At 71.2% G+C, this 16,178-nt stretch carries 15 protein-coding genes, 2 tRNA genes and 3 pseudogenes; 7 read left to right on the top strand and 13 right to left on the bottom strand.

What is annotated here, in order from left to right:
* Window positions 1-34: 34 nt before the first annotated feature.
* The 3 genes from OHU89_RS32955 (at window position 35) to OHU89_RS32965 (ending at window position 2,296) form a co-directional block, all read left to right on the top strand.
* A tRNA-Met gene (locus OHU89_RS32955) sits at window positions 35-108 on the top strand.
* Between the two features lie 207 nt (window positions 109-315).
* Window positions 316-2,157, top strand: coding sequence for a tetratricopeptide repeat protein (locus OHU89_RS32960; protein ID WP_405648338.1), 1,842 nt, complete (start codon window positions 316-318; stop codon window positions 2,155-2,157).
* Window positions 2,158-2,222: 65 nt separating this feature from the next.
* Window positions 2,223-2,296: transfer RNA gene (locus OHU89_RS32965), tRNA-Met, on the top strand.
* A gap of 50 nt (window positions 2,297-2,346) precedes the next feature.
* Here OHU89_RS32965 and OHU89_RS32970 read toward each other — a convergent pair.
* From OHU89_RS32970 to hisN, 6 genes are all read right to left on the bottom strand, one after another.
* The gene (locus OHU89_RS32970) at window positions 2,347-3,483 is read right to left on the bottom strand and encodes an ABC transporter substrate-binding protein (RefSeq protein WP_405648340.1); all 1,137 of its coding nucleotides are present in this window, start codon (window positions 3,481-3,483) and stop codon (window positions 2,347-2,349) included.
* Entirely contained in the window at window positions 3,480-4,340 is an 861-nt protein-coding gene (locus OHU89_RS32975; protein WP_405648342.1) for an ABC transporter permease, read from the bottom strand. The genes OHU89_RS32970 and OHU89_RS32975 overlap by 4 nt, the downstream gene beginning before the upstream one ends.
* Entirely contained in the window at window positions 4,337-5,104 is a 768-nt protein-coding gene (locus tag OHU89_RS32980) for an ABC transporter ATP-binding protein (RefSeq protein ID WP_405648344.1), read from the bottom strand. Before OHU89_RS32980 ends, OHU89_RS32975 begins: the two co-directional genes overlap by 4 nt.
* A gap of 131 nt (window positions 5,105-5,235) precedes the next feature.
* Window positions 5,236-5,652 carry a Fur family transcriptional regulator gene (locus OHU89_RS32985; RefSeq protein ID WP_266822234.1) on the bottom strand — a complete coding sequence of 139 codons (417 nt, stop codon included), beginning with the start codon at window positions 5,650-5,652 and terminating at the stop codon, window positions 5,236-5,238.
* A 129-nt stretch (window positions 5,653-5,781) separates the two neighbouring features.
* Window positions 5,782-6,174, bottom strand: coding sequence for a cyclic nucleotide-binding/CBS domain-containing protein (locus tag OHU89_RS32990; protein ID WP_046260466.1), 393 nt, complete (start codon window positions 6,172-6,174; stop codon window positions 5,782-5,784).
* 136 nt (window positions 6,175-6,310) lie between these two features.
* A complete protein-coding gene (gene hisN / locus OHU89_RS32995; protein WP_046260465.1) occupies window positions 6,311-7,111 on the bottom strand; it encodes a histidinol-phosphatase in 801 nt (266 codons plus the stop codon).
* 176 nt (window positions 7,112-7,287) lie between these two features.
* Between hisN and OHU89_RS33000 the strand changes: the two genes are divergently transcribed.
* Window positions 7,288-7,896, top strand: coding sequence for a TetR/AcrR family transcriptional regulator (locus OHU89_RS33000; RefSeq protein ID WP_405648347.1), 609 nt, complete (start codon window positions 7,288-7,290; stop codon window positions 7,894-7,896).
* A 78-nt stretch (window positions 7,897-7,974) separates the two neighbouring features.
* Here the strand turns inward: OHU89_RS33000 and OHU89_RS33005 are convergent, their stop codons facing one another.
* The 4 genes from OHU89_RS33005 to OHU89_RS33020 all read right to left on the bottom strand — a co-directional run bounded on the left by OHU89_RS33005 (window position 7,975) and on the right by OHU89_RS33020 (window position 11,515).
* Window positions 7,975-8,298: a DMT family transporter gene (locus tag OHU89_RS33005; RefSeq protein ID WP_405648349.1), complete on the bottom strand. Its 324-nt coding sequence runs from the start codon at window positions 8,296-8,298 to the stop codon at window positions 7,975-7,977.
* 76 nt (window positions 8,299-8,374) lie between these two features.
* Window positions 8,375-9,385 carry a ribosome small subunit-dependent GTPase A gene (gene rsgA, locus OHU89_RS33010; RefSeq protein ID WP_405648351.1) on the bottom strand — a complete coding sequence of 337 codons (1,011 nt, stop codon included), beginning with the start codon at window positions 9,383-9,385 and terminating at the stop codon, window positions 8,375-8,377.
* Between the two features lie 13 nt (window positions 9,386-9,398).
* Window positions 9,399-10,715, bottom strand: coding sequence for a 3-phosphoshikimate 1-carboxyvinyltransferase (aroA, locus tag OHU89_RS33015; RefSeq protein ID WP_405648353.1), 1,317 nt, complete (start codon window positions 10,713-10,715; stop codon window positions 9,399-9,401).
* Window positions 10,716-10,801: 86 nt separating this feature from the next.
* Window positions 10,802-11,515, bottom strand: coding sequence for a M50 family metallopeptidase (locus OHU89_RS33020; protein ID WP_405648355.1), 714 nt, complete (start codon window positions 11,513-11,515; stop codon window positions 10,802-10,804).
* A gap of 359 nt (window positions 11,516-11,874) precedes the next feature.
* Between OHU89_RS33020 and OHU89_RS33025 the strand changes: the two are divergent.
* The 3 genes and pseudogenes from OHU89_RS33025 to OHU89_RS33035 all read left to right on the top strand — a co-directional run.
* Window positions 11,875-12,458: pseudogene (locus OHU89_RS33025) on the top strand (sigma-70 family RNA polymerase sigma factor).
* The gene (locus tag OHU89_RS33030) at window positions 12,455-13,204 is read left to right on the top strand and encodes an anti-sigma factor domain-containing protein (RefSeq protein ID WP_405648357.1); all 750 of its coding nucleotides are present in this window, start codon (window positions 12,455-12,457) and stop codon (window positions 13,202-13,204) included. Before OHU89_RS33025 ends, OHU89_RS33030 begins: the two are co-directional and overlap by 4 nt.
* A gap of 316 nt (window positions 13,205-13,520) precedes the next feature.
* A pseudogene (locus tag OHU89_RS33035) lies at window positions 13,521-13,916 on the top strand (molybdopterin-binding oxidoreductase); the annotation flags it as partial.
* Here the strand turns inward: OHU89_RS33035 and OHU89_RS33040 are convergent.
* From OHU89_RS33040 to OHU89_RS33050, 3 genes and pseudogenes are all read right to left on the bottom strand, one after another.
* Window positions 13,914-14,273: pseudogene (locus tag OHU89_RS33040) on the bottom strand (SAM-dependent methyltransferase); the annotation flags it as partial. The pseudogenes OHU89_RS33035 and OHU89_RS33040 sit on opposite strands and share 3 nt — an antisense overlap.
* Window positions 14,270-15,010 (bottom strand): DUF1365 domain-containing protein, encoded by a 741-nt coding sequence (locus OHU89_RS33045; protein WP_405648359.1) that lies wholly within the window; start codon window positions 15,008-15,010, stop codon window positions 14,270-14,272. The pseudogene OHU89_RS33040 and the gene OHU89_RS33045, both read right to left, overlap by 4 nt.
* A complete protein-coding gene (locus OHU89_RS33050) occupies window positions 15,007-16,074 on the bottom strand; it encodes an NAD(P)/FAD-dependent oxidoreductase (protein WP_405648361.1) in 1,068 nt (355 codons plus the stop codon). Before OHU89_RS33050 ends, OHU89_RS33045 begins: the two co-directional genes overlap by 4 nt.
* Window positions 16,075-16,178 lie beyond the last annotated feature (104 nt).

Here is a 16,178-nt window from a genome sequence, read left to right on the forward strand (position 1 = left end):
CCTCCCGCGCCGTGGTACGGTTTGAACACAACGGCGCGGGGTGGAGCAGCTCGGTAGCTCGCTGGGCTCATAACCCAGAGGTCGCAGGTTCAAATCCTGTCCCCGCTACTGAAAACGAAGGCCCGGATCCTGATCAAGGATCCGGGCCTTCGTGATGTGCGAACGCATGTGCCGCAGAGAGGGATGGCCGTGCCGCCGCGGGGAGTTGGGCGAACTGTGTTTGACTTGTCTCTCTGTGGGCATGTCGACAAAACGCTGAAGTGACCTCACTGGCTGCGGTATACCAGGTGTACCCAGGTTGCAGGTGGTGCGACGATGGACGTTATGGGGGACAAGGCAACTCTGTTGGAGACAGGGCGGTTTGAGCAGTCTGCTGACTTTGTGCAGTCTGCCGATCTTGTGCAGCCTTCCGACCGGGACGAAACCGGTGAGGCCGCCGAGGAAGCAAGGCAGCGGCTCGCCGCGGAAGCCGGCGATGTCGAGGCGATGAGCGTCCTCGGGGCCATGCTGCTGCGCCGCGGTGATCTCGACGGAGCCGAACCCCTGCTGCGTGCCGCCACCGCCGCGGGTGACCGGGCTGCCGCCAACAACCTGGGTGTCCTTCTGCACCAGCGCGGATACGCCGACGAGGCCGCCGGATGGTGGCGGATCGCCGCCGTCGCCGGGTCCGCCGCGGCCGCGCACGCGCTGGGACGCCACCACCGGGAGAAGGGCGACGAGCCCGCCGCCGAGTACTGGCTGCGCCAGTCCGCCGAGCAGGGACACGCCCTCGGCGCGTACGCGCTCGCCGATCTGCTGGAGCACCGCGCGGACGCCGGGGCCGGGCACTGGATGCGGGCCGCGGCCGAGCGTGGGCACCGTGAGGCGGCCTACCGGCTCGCGCGCGCTCTTGATCGCGAGGTGCCGGCCGAGGGGGACGACGGGTCCGACAACGGTGTCTCCCCGGCAGCCGAGCAGTGGTACCGCCAGGCCGCCGCGCGCGGACACCGGCGGGCCGCGCTGCACCTCGGCGCGATCCTGGAGCGGCGCGGTGAGCTCAAGGAGGCCGGGCGCTGGTACCTGACCTCCGCCAAGGACGGCGAGGCGCGGGCCGCCTGTGCCCTCGGGTTCCTGCTGCGTGACGCGGGAGACGTCGAGAGCGCCGCGGTCTGGTGGCTGCGGGCCGCACAGGACGGGGACGGCAACGCGGCGAACGCGCTGGGGGCGCTGCACGCCGAGCGGGGCGAGACGCAGACCGCCGAGCGGTGGTACCGGGCCGCGATGGACGCCGGTGATGTCAACGGCGCGTACAACCTCGGGCTGCTCTGCGCCGAGCAGGCGCGGACCGCACAGGCCGAGCAGTGGTACCGGCGGGCGGCGTACGCCGGGCACCGGGAGGCGGCGAACGCGCTGGCGATCCTGCTGCTGCAGGGCGGGGACACCGCCGGGGCCGAGCCGTGGTTCTCCAAGGCGGCCGAGGCCGGAAGCGTGGACGCGGCGTTCAACCTCGGGATCCTCTTCGCCGGGCGAGGCACTGAAGAGGGCGCCGTCGTCGCGCTGCGGTGGTACGAGCGGGCCGCGGCCGCCGGGCACACCGAGGCGGCGCTCCAGGTCGGGATCGCGCGGCTGCGGGACGGGGACGAGGCGGCGGCGGAGCGGCATCTGCGGTGTGCGGCGGGAGGTGGCAGTTCGGAGGCGGCGTATCGGCTGGCGACCGTGCTGGACGCCCGGCGTCCGCCGACGCCCGCGCATGAGCTGGGGGAGCCGGTGCACTCGTCCAAGAGCGAGTGCGAGGAGTGGTACGAGCGGGCGGCGTCTCAGGGGCACCGTCGGGCGCAGGTGCGGGTCGGGATGCTGGCCGCTTCCCGGGGGGATGTCGTGGGGGCGGCCCGGTGGTACCGGGATGCGGCCGAGGCGGGCTCCCGCAACGGTGCCTTCAATCTCGGGCTGCTGCTGGCCCGGGAGGGGAGTGAGCCCGAGGCGGCGGTGTGGTGGACCCGTGCGGCGGACGCGGGGCACGGGCGGGCGGCGTTGCGGTTGGCCCTGGTCTACGCGCGTCGTGGGGAGCTCGCTGAGGGGCAGCGGTGGGCTGACCGGGCGGTGACGCTGGGACCGCGGGAGGTGTCGGAGCGGGCGGCTCGGCTGCGGGACGCGCTGCGGCAGGAGCTGTCGGCCTGACGGTGGGGCCGTGGATGAGCGATTTGCTTCCGTCCTCTGCGTTGACGTAGTGTTCATTTCACCGACGCGGGGTGGAGCAGCTCGGTAGCTCGCTGGGCTCATAACCCAGAGGTCGCAGGTTCAAATCCTGTCCCCGCTACTGAAGGCCGAGGGCCGGAATCCAGAAGGATTCCGGCCCTCGGTGTTTGTTCATGGCCGATGGCCCACCGCCTCCTCGTACAGGGCGCGGTCAACCGTCCTGGACTCCGGCAGTGGGTCGCCCTCGGAGACTCCTTGCGCGGTATATGCCGCTTGCAGACGGTCGGTGGTGCCTTTGCGGATCTCCCAGTCCATCCGCAGGGACGGGGTCGAGCGGAGGATCTGCTTGTCTGCCTTCAGGAGTTTCGCCAGGTAGGTGACGTAGGCCTCGTCGTTCTTGTAGTCCGTCGAGAAGTACGAGTTCACCGTGCGGATGTACGCCCGGAGCAGGGCCACTCCCGCGTCCACGTCCCGCTGGAGCAGCGAAGGGCCGTACAGCATGCCGCCCAGCGGCTCGCCCTGCGGCTGGCCGCCGAGGAAGGCGTAGGCGGGCTGTCCGTCGACCTTGCGCCACACCGGGTCCAGGAGCCAGGCCGAGTCGACGCCGCCGTTCTCCAGGGCGGTGAGGACGTCCGCGGACCCCAGCTGCTGGTACTGGATCTCGTCCAGGCCGCCGCCGTGCTTCTCCAGGGCCTTCTCCATGGGGTACGCGATGACGGAGCCCTTGCCGATCATCGTGCCGAGTCTGCGGCCGGCCATGGACACGTGGGACGCGCTCTCGCCGTCCTTCAGCCGCACCCACAGGCCGCTCTTCGAGCCGGGGTCCGGTGAGAAGTTCCCCGCTACCCACTTGATGTCGAAGCCGCCCCGGAGACCGTTCATCACGGCCGCCTCCGGAGCCGCCCAGATCGCGTCGAGGTCGCCCTTGGCGAGCAGGGGCAGCGCGTCCGGCGTCGGGAGGACCTTGAGGGTGACGTCCAGACCCTCACGCTTGAACTCACCCTTGTCCAGCGCCACTTGCAGCGGTGCCACGTACTCGGCGCTCAGCGTTCCCGTCGCGATCGTCAGCTTCGTCGTCTTCGCCAGCGGCCTCGGCGCCGGTGCGCCGGGCTGACAGCGGGCCGGCAGACGGCTCGGGGAGAGGTCGGCCGGGTCCGTCCAGGACGTGGCGCCACAGCCCTCCACGGGGCTGATCGTGCGCTTCCCGGCGCCCGCGCGCGGTGCGGTCTCCTCGTACGGCGACGAGCAGGCCGCCGAGGTCAGCAGTACGGCGGTCATCGCCGCCACCACGTACGTACGTCCCCTCATGACTGCCCCCGTCCACGGTCCCGCGGCGCCCATGGGGTGAGCAACCGGCCCACCACCCGCACCAGTTCGGAGAAGACGACCCCCAGGGCCGCCACACAGACGATTCCCACGAACATCACGTCGTTCTGGAACAACGCGCGGGAGTCGAAGATCAGATGGCCCAGGCCGTTCGTCGCCGCGATCTGCTCCGAGGCGACGATCACCAGCACGGCCACGCCCGCCGCTATGCGCGCGCCCACCAGGACCGACGGCAGTGACGCCGGCAGCAGGACGTGGCGGAACATCTGCCAGGGTGAGGCGCCGAAGACCTGGCCGGCGTCGCGGTGGCCGGAGGGGATCGACATGACCGCGGACATCGTCGAGATCCATACGAAGAAGAAGACCGTCGCCGCGACCAGGGCCACCTGCGGCCCCTCGCCCAGGCCGAACATGTTCAGGAAGATCGGCAGCAGGGCCAGCTTCGGTACCACGTACAGGGCGTCCAGCAGGGGCTCCAGGGCCGCCCTGACCAGGGAGAGCGAGCCCATCAGCAGGCCCAGCGCGTATCCCGCGGCCGTGCCCACCGCGTAGCCCGCCACGACCCGCTTCGTCGTTGCCCACACGTCCGGCCACAGGTCGCCCGCCGCGGCCCGGTCCCAGCCGTCCGCGAAGATCGTGGACGGTGCCGGGTAGACACGGGAGTCGATCCAGGCCCGGTCGGCGGCCAGTTGCCACAGGAGGACCAGGAACAGGGGGACGGTCGCCGCCAGGGACAGTTCCAGGGCGCGTCGGCGCCTGTGGGTGCGTACGGGATGAAGCTCGTGCGGGCCCGGGGTACGGACCAGGACGGACTCCCGTGCGGGAGCGGTCGTCGTCATGCCGGCACCGCCTCCTTGCGCAGCAGGTCCCACAACTCGCTCTTCAGGTCCGTGAACTCCGGCGCGGAGCGGATGCCGCCGGTGCGCGGGCGGGGGAAGGGCGGGTGGTGCTCGGCGATGATGCGGCCGGGGCGGGCGGACATCACCAGGACGCGGTCGCCGAGGACGATCGCCTCCTCCAGGCTGTGGGTGATGAAGAGGGTGGTGGTGCGGGTCGTCTGGGTGAGTTCCAGGAGTTCGTCCTGGAGGATCATGCGGAGTTGGGCGTCCAGGGCCGCGAACGGCTCGTCCATCAGGAGGAGTTCGGGCTCCACCGCCAACGCCCGTGCGATCGCCACGCGTTGGCGCATGCCACCGGAGAGGGTCGAGGGGTAGGCGGTGGCGAAGTCGGACAGGCCCATGCGGGCCAGCCAGGCGTCCGCGCGGGCGTCGGCCTCACGGCGTGGGACGCGCTGGATGTCGAGGCCGAAGCGGACGTTGGCGCGGACCGTCTTCCAGTCGTAGATGCCGTAGTCCTGGAAGATCATGGCGGCCGGGCGAGGGCTGGTCGTACGGATCTCCAGGCGGCCCGTGCTGGGGCGCAGCAGACCCGCGGCGATGCGCAGCAGGGTGGACTTGCCGCAGCCCGAGGGGCCGACGACACAGACGAACTCACCGGCGGTCACGGACAGGTCCAGCGGGCCGAGGGCGGCCACCGCGCCGGGGCCACGGCCGAAGGTTCGGGTCAGATCACGTGCGCTGAGTTTCGGATACGGCTCTCCCACGGGGTCTCCTCGCGGAGTGCGGAACGGACTGGTGGGTGCCGTTGACCATATGACGGTCCGTCAGATCCGGGAAGCCTGTAGACAGCACAAAGCCCCGGCGCCCAAGAGGGGCCGGGGCTTCGGAAGCAGGCTTATGCCGCCGCGCAGTTCGGGCAGACGCCGCGGTACGTCACCTCGACGCCCGAGACCGTGAAGCCGAAGCGCTCCGAGTCGGGGAGGTCGGTGAGCGGGTCGCCGCTCGGGTGGACGTCGCGGATCGCGCCGCACTGGGCGCAGACCAGGTGGTGGTGCGGCCGGTGCGCGTTCGGGTCGTACCGCTTGGCGCGCTTGTCGGTGGCGACCTCGAGCACCTCGCCCAGGGAGACCAGTTCGCCCAGCGTGTTGTAGACGGTCGCGCGGGAGATCTCGGGCAGCTTGGCGACGGCCCGTGCGTGGACCTCGTCGGCCGTCAGGTGGACGTGATCGCCGTCGAGGACCTCGGCCACGACGCGCCGCTGCGCGGTCATCCGCCATCCGCGGCCGCGCAGTCGTTCCAGAAGGTCACTCATAGGGGTCACCTTAACAGCAAGGGGGACCAGGCTCCGAATAGGTGTGAATTTAGAGTGTACCTTGAGTTGGACAATGTCCAGTGTGGCGGGGGGTGGGCCGGGTCGCCCGGCCCACCCCCCGTACTGCGCTCAGGCCGGGACGTGCTGTCGTGCCGGTGCCCAGCAGCGGATGATGTCGCGGACCGAGACGATGCCGACCGGCTCGCCGTGGTCCAGGACGATGAGGTGCCGGAAGCCGCCGTGGGCCATGGCCCGGGCCGCCTCCTCCAGGGTCCAGGACGGTGCCGCGAAGACGACGTCGGTGGTGGTGTGGTCGTGGACGCGTTCCGTGTCCGGACTCTGGCCCAGTCCCACGGCGTTGAGGACGTCGCGTTCGGTGAGGATGCCGATGCCTCCGGCATCGGGGTCGAGGATCACGGCCGCGCCGACGCGCCGGGCTGACATCAGGGCGGCGGCTTGGCGGAGGGTGTGTGCGGGGCCGATGGTGAGAACCACTGTGCTCATGGCGTCACGGACGAGCATGGGTGCGGAGTCACCTCCTACGAACCCCCGAGATAGTTCGAGGATTCACAAGTTCACAAATGAGGGTCCCCTCAGAGTCGCAGGTAAAGCGAGGGTCAACAAGAGGGCGCGTGCGGCCGATTGAGGGCGTACGCGCTCAGTAGCGCTGGTTGAGGTATCCCAGCATCTCGTCGTGGAGCAGACCGTTGGAGGCGGCCGCGTTGCCGCTGTGCGGGCCCGGACGGCCGTCGAGGCCGGTGAAGGAGCCGCCCGCCTCCGTCACGATGATCGCGTTGGCGGCCATGTCCCACAGGGAGAGCTCGGGTTCGGCACAGAGGTCGACCGCGCCCTCGGCGACGAGCATGTAGGGCCAGAAGTCGCCGTACGCGCGCGTGCGCCACACGTCGCGGGTCAGGTCCAGGAAGCCGTTGAGGAGGCTCTGCTCCTCCCAGCCGCTCAGGGAGGAGTACGCGAAGGAGGCGTCCGACATCTTCGAGACGCGGGAGACATGCAGACGGGAGGCCGAGGTCAGGCTGCGCCCGGAGAACGCGCCGTGGCCCTTCGCGGCCCACCAGCGGCGGTTGAGCGCGGGGGCGGAGACGACGCCGACAACGGGCTGGTAGCCGCCCTCCGCCGCCTCCATCAGGGAGATCAGGGTGGCCCAGACGGGGACGCCCCGGACGTAGTTCTTGGTGCCGTCGATCGGGTCGATCACCCAGCGGCGGGGGCCGGTGCCCTGGACGCCGTACTCCTCGCCGAGGATCGCGTCCCGCGGGCGGGCGCGCTGGAGGTGGGTGCGGATGATCTCCTCCGCCGCCTTGTCCGCTTCGCTCACCGGGGTCATGTCCGGCTTCGTCTCGACCTTGAGGTCCAGCGCCTTGAAACGGTCCATGGTGGTTGCGTCGGCCGCGTCCGCGAGGACGTGGGCGAAGCGGAGGTCGTCGAGGTAGTCCGGCATGGGGCGAACGGTATCTGCCGTTGTCGGTACGGGGCTACACGGGACCAAGGTGCGGACGGGCCCCGTGCGGACGGCGTGCGGTGGATCAAGGGCGCCCCCCGATGCCCTCGCGAACCCTTGACAGTGCCCTCACGCGCGTCAAATCTGGGCCCAGAGCCGCTCGCCCCTAGGAGGCGATGATGCCTGCAGCGAGGGAATCCCTGCTGGACGCCGCATACACGGCGCTGGCCCGCCGGCCGTGGTCCACCGTGCGGATGGTGGATGTCGCCGCGGCGGCAGGAGTGTCCCGGCAGACGCTTTACAACGAGTTCGGGAGCAAGGAAGGGCTGGCCCGCGCGCTGGTGAGAAGGGAAGCCGACGGATATCTCGCCGGCGTCGAGCGCGCGCTCGCCACCCACAGCGACGCCCGTGAGCGGCTGACCGCGACCGCCGAGTGGACCGTGGCCACCGCCAAGGACAACGCGCTCGTACGGGCCATGCTCACCGGCTGCTGGAGCGAACGGCTGCCCTCCCCGACGCTGTCCGCGGTCCCGTCCTCCTCGGCCGTACCGGCACAGCGCCGGGCCGACGGCCCGCTGCCGTCGCCCGGCGACTTCGTGGCACTGGTCCGCGACCGTGCCGTGGCGGTGCTCTGCGGACCCGGCGCGAACAAGACGGACCTCGCCGACCTCGCCCGCTCCTGCGAACTGACCGTCCGGATCGCCCTGTCCTGCGTGGCCGCCCCGCCGGGCGAGGGCGGGGTCGCGGACCTGGTGCGCAGCGCACTGCACCGACAGCCGGTGTGAGGGCCGTTGCTTCGGCGTGGGGTGAAGTCCCCGGTCCGGAGGGCGAGTCGGGCTGCGGCAAGGTCGGCCGAGCGGGCCTCAGTGTGCCGAGCCGGACAGTTGGAGGCCGATCACGCCCACGATGACGAGGCTGATCGAGACGAGCTTCAGTGTCGACACCAGGTCGCCGAGGAAGATCATGCCGTAGATCGCGGTGCCCGCCGCCCCGATGCCGGTCCACACCGCGTACGCCGGGCCCACGTCGAGCTTCCTCAGCGACAGGGTCAGCAGGCCGAAGCTGCCGAGGGCGAAGATGCAGAACGCGACTGTGGGCCACAGCCGAGTGAAACCGTGCGAGAGCTTGAGAGACACGGCGAAACCGGTCTCCAACAACCCGGCGACCACCACCAGCAGCCACGCCATGTGCTGTCCTCCCGTATGTCCGGCTCGGTGCGATTATGCCTTTACCTAACCTGTACGGAGACAAACAACGCGGAGGTCAGTCGCCTTCCTTGCGTTCCCTGGTCGCCAACAGACGGCGGAGCGAGTACAGCCGCGCCGGGTCCGCGTGCCCCTCGGCTACCCACTGGTCCAGCGCGCAGTCCGGCTCATCATGACTGCACGCACGGGGACAGCCTTCGGTTCCCGGCACCAGGTCGGGGAACGCGAGGATCACGCGGGACGGATCGACGTGGTGCAGGCCGAACGACCGCAAGCCCGGAGTGTCGATCACCCAGCCCGCGTCGCCCGCCAGGGGCAGCGCCAGCGCCGAGGTGGTGGTGTGGCGGCCGCGACCGGTCACCGCGTTCACATGACCCGTCACACGGCGCTGGTCCTCCGGGACCAGCGCGTTCACCAGCGTCGTCTTGCCCACGCCCGAGTGGCCGACGAACGCCGTGATCTTGCCGTCGAGTTCCTCGCGCACCCGGTTCACCGCGCTGCCGTTCTCCAGTTCCTCGCGGCTGGTGACGACGTGCGGGATGTCCAAGTGGCCGTACAGCTCCAGCAGTTTGTCGGCCTGGGCGAGGTCCGACTTCGTCAGGACCAGGAGGGGAGTCAGACCACCGTCGAACGCCGCGACCAGACAGCGGTCGATGAGGCGCGGGCGGGGTTCGGGGTCGGCGAGGGCCGTGACGATCGCCAGCTGGTCGGCGTTGGCGACGACCACGCGCTCGAAGGGGTCGTCGTCGTCCGCGGTACGGCGCAGCACCGAGGTGCGCGGCGCGATGCGGACGATACGGGCCAGGGTGTCCTTCTCGCCGGAGAGGTCGCCGACGATGGCCACCCGGTCTCCGACGACGGCGGCCTTGCGGCCCAGTTCGCGGGCCTTCATGGCCATCACGACCGTGTCGTCGACCAGACAGGTCAGCCGGCCCCGGTCGACGGTGAGGACCATGCCCTCGACCGCTTCCTCGTGCTTGGGCCGGATGTTCGTACGCGGCCGGTTGCCCTTGCGGTTCGGGCGGCTGCGGATGTCGTCCTCGTCGGTGTGCTTGCCGTAGCGACGCATGATGTCTAGGCCCCTACGCCCCGAGCATCCCGGTCCACAGTTCCGGGAAGTCCGGCAGGGTCTTCGCCGTCGTCGCCACGTTCTCGATCTGCACGCCCTCCACCGCGAGACCGATGATCGCGCCGGCCGTCGCCATCCGGTGGTCCTCGTACGTGTGGAAGATCCCGCCGTGCAGTCGGCGCGGGCGGATGTGCAGTCCGTCGGCCGTCTCGGTCACATCACCGCCGAGCTCGTTGATCTCCTTGGTGAGCGCGGCCAGGCGGTCCGTCTCGTGCAGGCGCAGATGGGACACACCGCGCAGCGTCGAGGGGGAGTCGGCCAGCGCCGCCACCGCCGCGATGCCCGGAGTCAGCTCGCCGACCTCGCCCAGGTCCACGTCGATGCCGTGGATCGCACCCGAACCGGTGAACACCAGGCCGTACTCGGTGAGTTCGCAGGAACCGCCCATCTCGGTGAAGATCTCCCGCAGCTTGTCACCGGGCTGGGTGGTGCGGCTCGGCCAGTCGGGGATGACGACCTTGCCGCCGGTCACCAGGGCCGCCGCCAGGAACGGCTGGGCGTTGGAGAGATCCGGCTCGATCGTCAGGTCCCGGCCGAGCAGCGCACCCGGCGTGACCCGCCAGACATTGGGCTCGCCGCCCGACTCCGGGGTGTCGACCTGGGCGCCGACCGCGCGCAGCATGTCGACGGTCATACGGATGTGGGGGAGCGAGGGGAGGGTGGAGCCGATGTGGCGGACCTCCACGCCCTGGTTGAAGCGGGGGCCGCTCAGCAGCAGCGCGCTCACGAACTGCGACGACGAGGACGCGTCGATCTCCACCGGGCCGCCGTCCAGGGCGCCGCCGCCGTGGACCGTCAGCGGCAGCGCGCCGCGGCCGTCGTCGTCGATGCGGGCGCCGAGGACGCGCAGGGCGTCGATGACGCCGTTCAGGGGACGCTCGTACGACCTCGGGTCGCCGTCGAAGCGGATCTCGCCGTCGGCGAGGGCGGCGACGGGGGGGAGGAAGCGCATGACGGTGCCGGCGTTGCCGACGTGCACCGTGGCGGGGCCGCGGAGGCCTGCGGGGAGAACGCGCCAGGACTCGCCTGTGCCGTCGGGGCCCACGCCTTCCTCGATGCCCACGCCCATTTCGCGGAGGGCCGCGGCCATGAGGAGGGTGTCCCGGGAGCGGAGGGGGCGGCGGAGCCAGCCGGGCTCGCTGGCGAGGGCCGCGAGGACCAGGGCTCGGTTGGTTACTGACTTGGACCCCGGCACGTGGACCGTTGCGTCGACGGCTCCGCTCGCGTGGGGGGCGGGCCAGAGGGCGGTGTCTGCGGGGTTCAAAGCCATGGGGTCCACTTTAGTAGGGGGTTGTCTGTCGAGTGCTGCGCCATCGTGGCTGGTCGCGCAGTTCCCCGCCCCCCTGGGTCGGCTGGTCACACCGCCAGTAGCCAGCGACCGCCACCTATCAGTGAGCACAGGCTCACCGCGTGGAACAGGAACAACCAGAGTCCTGGGGGTACGTGCGTCAGACGCGACAACTGGTCCGCGTCGGAATCCCCCGCGCCTCCTCGCACCCTCTTCGCCTGCAACTCGAAAGCGGGACGGACGCCGCCCGCCAGGAGGAACCAGACCGCCGCGTACGCGAACGCGGCCTGTACCTGGGGACCCGCCAGCCAGGAGACCACCACGAACGTGCCGCCGGTGACGACCACCGTCAGGGCGCCGTACGCGTTGCGGATCATCACCAGCATCGCGATGAGCAGGAGTGTCGCCAGCCACAGCAGCAGGGTGATGCGGCCGGCGGCGAGGAGGGCCGCGCCGCCCAGGCCCAGCAGCGGGGGAGCGGTGTAGCCGGCCGCCGCGGTGAGGATCATGCCGATGCCGTGCGGCTTGCCCCGGCTGACCGTGAGGCCGCTGGTGTCGGAGTGCAGCCGTATACCGGTGAGGGTGCGACCGGTGAGCAGGGCGATCAGACCGTGGCCGCCCTCGTGGGCGATGGTGATGGCGTTGCGCGAGACACGCCACAGACCGTGCGGGACCACTAGGGCGAGCGCCGCGACCAAGGTGGCCAGAACCACCCACAGGTCGGGGTCGGGCTGGGTGCCGATCAGCTCGTCCCAGAGAGAGGTCGCTGTGCTGGTGTCCATGTCTCCCGGTGGCTCCCTCTCGGTCGTACGGAGTCTGGCAGTGTGGCACGGATGTCCGGACGCTATCTGAGACGTCCACGTGGCGGCCATCGTTCCTGACCGTAAACATGCAGGTCACAGCGTTGGGTTCGGGGTGGTCGCGCTCCGTTCCGGGACGGTTCCGTGACGGTGGGGCGGCGCGGGACGGCGGGCTGCATCCACGACGGGACGTCGGCCGGAATCCCCTCGGTGACGCAAGGGCGGAGGAGTTATGTCCGCGTCCTCGTGCGTCACCTGCGTTTTCATAGTCATCGGGACCAATCCGCCGCCTCAGCTGGATCGGATTACGTCCGGAGATGTCCCGACCGCGGAGGCCCTCGGTGAAAGAAGCTGTACATATCGCCAGAAATCCCTCTGCCGAGCCGGACCTGGAGGAGCTCGTGGGCTGTGTGGCCCTGGACGACGACAAGGCGTTCGCCTCGGTGTACGACGCCGTCGCGGGGTCGGTCCTGGGTGTCGTCCGTGCCGTGCTGCGCGACCAGGCTCAGTCGGAGGAGGTGGCCCAGGAGGTCCTGGTGGAGGTGTGGCGCACCGCGCCCCGCTACCGCCGTGACCGGGGTACGGCCATCAACTGGATCCTCACGCTGGCGCACCGCAGGGCGGTGGACCGGGTGCGCTCGGTGGAGGCCGCGGCCGTCCGGGACCACAAGGCCGCCCTGCTGGAGCGCACGCCCGAGTACGACGAGGTGACCGAGCAGGTCGAGGCACGGCTGGAGCGGGAACAGGTGCGGCGCTGTCTGCGCACGCTGACCGAGATCCAGCACCAGGCCGTCACGCTGGCCTATTACCGCGGACTGACCTACCGGCAGGTGGCGGAGGCGCTGTCGCTGCCGCTGGGCACGGTCAAGACCCGGTTGCGGGACGGACTCATCCGGCGCGCGACTGCCTGGGAGTGACGGCATGACGGCCACCGACCTGCACCGGCTGACGGGTGCCTACGCGCTGCACGCCCTGCCCGACGGGGAACGCGAGGTGTTCGAGCGGCACCTCGCGGGCTGCGAGGCGTGCGCGCAGGAGACGGCCGAGCTGGCCGCCACCGCGGCCCGCCTGGGGCTCGCGGCCTCGGTGACGCCTTCCGCGGCGCTGCGCGAGCAGGTGCTGCGGCGGATCACCACCGTCCGGCAGGAGGGGCCAGGCGGATCGGCCCGGTCCGGCTCGGGCCGTAAGCTGCTGCGGGCCCGCCTGCTGTCGCGGTGGACGCTGGCCGCCTGTCTGGCGGCCGCCGCGCTCGGCGGTACGACGGTGTGGCAGCACCAACGGGCCGAGGACGCGCTGGGCCGGGCGCACCGCGCCGAGCAGGGGGCGGACGAGATCGCCGCCGTGCTGGCCGCACCGGACGCGCGGACCCGGGCCGCGGAGCTGGCCGGGGGTGCCACCGGCACGGTCGTGGTCTCCCGTGACCTGGACAGGGCCGTCTTCCTCGTCTCCGGGATGGCGAGTCCCCCGGGCGGGAAGGTCTACCAGCTGTGGTTCGACGACGGCGGAGCGATGCGCTCGGCCGGCCTGATGGACCCCGCCCGCGCCGACCAGGCCGTCCTGATGCGAGGTCCCGTGGACTCGGCGTCGGGCATGGGCATCACCGTCGAACCCGACGGCGGCTCGAAGCAGCCCACCTCGGCTCCGCTCGCCCTGATGACCTTGCCGGCCTGAGTCTTCCGGCCGGCGCCACCGGCCCCGTCTTGATGCGGCGGGGCCGGTGGTTCGGAGCCGTGGGCCCGGCCCGTGCCGTCCGCGAGGGCGTCGAGCGGCGCCTGACCGCTCTGTTTCCGGCGCAAGCCGCACATCGGATCACCATGACGGTCCCGCTGCCTCTGATTCCGCTTGCCGGAAAAGAGGTGGCGGGATTTCGCGTCCCGGTGAATGTTCCTTATCCGTAGCGGAAGCCGCTGCGGATTGGTCCGGAAAGAATTATTCATCCGATCGAGGGCCGACCAATCCCCCGGCCGATCGGGACCGGATTCCCCACGTGACCGATGACGAGAAGGAATTCCGGAACACCCGCGGGTGGACACGGCCGGCGTTGGCCGCGCTCAGCGGTGCGCTGGCAGGCTTCGCCGCGCTCGCCACGGCAGAGCTGGTGTCGACGGCGGTTCGGCCGCAGTCCGGCCCCGTCGTCGTGGTCGGCGGCGCGGCGATCGACCGGACGCCCGCCGCGGTGAAGGACTGGGCGATCCGGAATTTCGGCACCGACGACAAACTCGTTCTTCAGCTCGGTGTTCTTTTCGTGCTCGCCGTTTTCGCCATCGCTCTGGGAATGGCAGCGCTGCGATTTCGCCGTACCGCCGCCGCCGGTGTTCTGCTGTTCGGTGCCGTCGGGGCGGCCGCGGCCATCAGCCGGCCCGATTCGAACGGACTCTCCGAGGACGGCGACCAGGTCGGGGGCGTCCCACTCGCCCGCCATGTAGGACTCCCCGAACCCGACCAGTCCGTGGGTGCCCACGCGTGCGTGGAAGCTCTCCGGATCCCTCACCTCCAGCAGCGGCCCGCCCCGGCCGACGGGCTCGGAGCCGGCGAACCGGGTCCACAGGGGCAGCCCGCGCAGGGCATGCCCCACGAGGGCCCGCGTCACGGCGGTCCGGGGCCACGACGCCTTCGGTACGACGGCGACGTCCGGCCAGCGGGCGGCGTCGACGGGGGCGCCGCGGCCGTCGCCGGTGTCGGTGGGACTGATGTGCCGGTGGGGGGCGGTACGGGGCTCTGCCGGCCTCGCTGTCGTCATGTCGCTTTCTCCGAGGTGCGGTGTTCCGGGCGGGGCTGTACGGGCAGTCCCCGCAGGTACAGGCGGATGCCGTGGGCGCGGATCGCGGCCGACACGGCGAGGGTGGACCAGGGGTGCCGCAACGCCAGCCGGAGCAGCGACGCCGTGCTCACCGCGCGCCGGGTGCCGCGCACGGTCGCGGTGAAGGCCCGGCCGCCCTCGCGGTCCAGGTGCACGGTCACGTCGAGCCGCGCTCCGGGAGGTGGCAGGCGCATGCGGTAGCGGCCGTCGACGGGGAAGAACGGCGAGACATAGAACTTCTTGTCGGTCCGGAGCTCCTTCTCGGCGCCGGCCGCGTCCGGATGCAGCAGGTAGCCGTGGCGTCCGCCGTAGGTGTTGTGCACCTCCGCGACCACGCAGCGCAGTTCCCCGGCCGGGCCGTGGCACCAGTACAGGGTGAGCGGGTTGAAGACGTACCCGAGCACGCGCGCGTGGGTGAGCATCAGCACCCGCCCGCCGTCCAGGTCCACGCCGTGCGCGGCCAGGAAGGCGTCCAGACCCGCCCGGATCGTGGGCCGGTCACCGGTGAAGTGGTCGCGCGCGTCGAACCGGGCGAACGGCCGCAGCGGAAGCGGAAGCCAGGGCGGGCGGTCGGGGTCGACGAGCCACATGTACGTGCGGTGGCGCAGCGCGTACCGCCGGGGCGTGGTCCGGACATGGGCGATCGTGCAGGGGTACAGGGCCGGTACGGTGCTCACCAGCGCACCCGCCGGGGATCCACGCGGTCCTCGCCGCCCAGCGTGACCACGAACCTCTCGGCGGCGTCGAGGCGTTGCAGCCGGTTCATGTCGTAGCTGACCCGCACCCGGTCGGCACCCGCCGTGCACGACGGCATCAGGTAGTTCCAGGAGGCGCGGGCACCACGCGCACGCGGCAGCAGCCCGGTGTCGGTGTGCAGGAGCGTGGAGTTGCGGGAGTACCGGAACGCGCCCAGCACCTCCCGCTCACGCTCGGTCGCGTCGGCCAGCAGCCGCAGCGCCGAGTCCGGGTGGACCGCGATCACCACGGCGTCGTACGACTCGGTCGTGCCGTCCTCGGCGGTGATGTCGACGCCGTCGGCGTGCCGTCGCACGGCCCGGACGGGGGTGGCGGTGCGGACCTCGTCGACGTGCTTGGCGACCCGGTCGACGTATTCGCGCGAGCCGCCGGTCACCGTGCGCCACACCGGGGAACCGCCCACCGAGAGCATCCCGTGGTGGGCCAGGAACCGGAACAGATAGGCGGCGGGATAGAGCTGCGCGGTCGCGGCGTCGCAGGACCACACGGCGGACACCACCGGAGTCATGAAGTGGGCGCGGAAGTAGCCGGAGAAGCCCTCCCGGTCCAGGAACTCGCCGAGGGTGAGAGGGTCCTCGGGGCTTTCGGCGAGCAGCCGGCGGGCCGCCCGGTAGAACGCCGGAACCTCCGCCAGCAGCCGCAGATAGCGGCCGCGCAGGAGGCTGCGGGGCCGCGCGAGCAGGCCGGCCGGGCCGCGGGCACCGGCGTACTCGAGCCCGCACCCCTCGCACCGCACCGACATGCTCATCTCCGACTCCTGCGTGGCGACGCCGAGTTCGTCGAACAGCCGCAGCAGATACGGGTAGGTCCGCCGGTTGTGCACGATGAAACCGGAGTCGACGCGGTGCATCCTCCCGTCGTGCGGCGAGGTCAGCTCATGCGTGTGTGCGTGTCCGCCGAGCCGGTCGTCGGCCTCGTAGAGGGTGACGTGACGGTCCGGGCCCAGGACGTACGCGGCGGTCAGCCCCGCCACCCCGGCGCCCACGACGGCGGCGCCGCCCCGCGTGCTCCGGCGCTCGCGACGCCTGTCTCGACGTGCGCTCCATCGCCCTTCCTCCTGTCGGCCGCGATCAGTGCTGTCCCGCGTAA

This window comes from Streptomyces sp. NBC_00019 (assembly GCF_045041015.1).
Classification (GTDB): Bacteria; Actinomycetota; Actinomycetes; order Streptomycetales; family Streptomycetaceae; genus Streptomyces.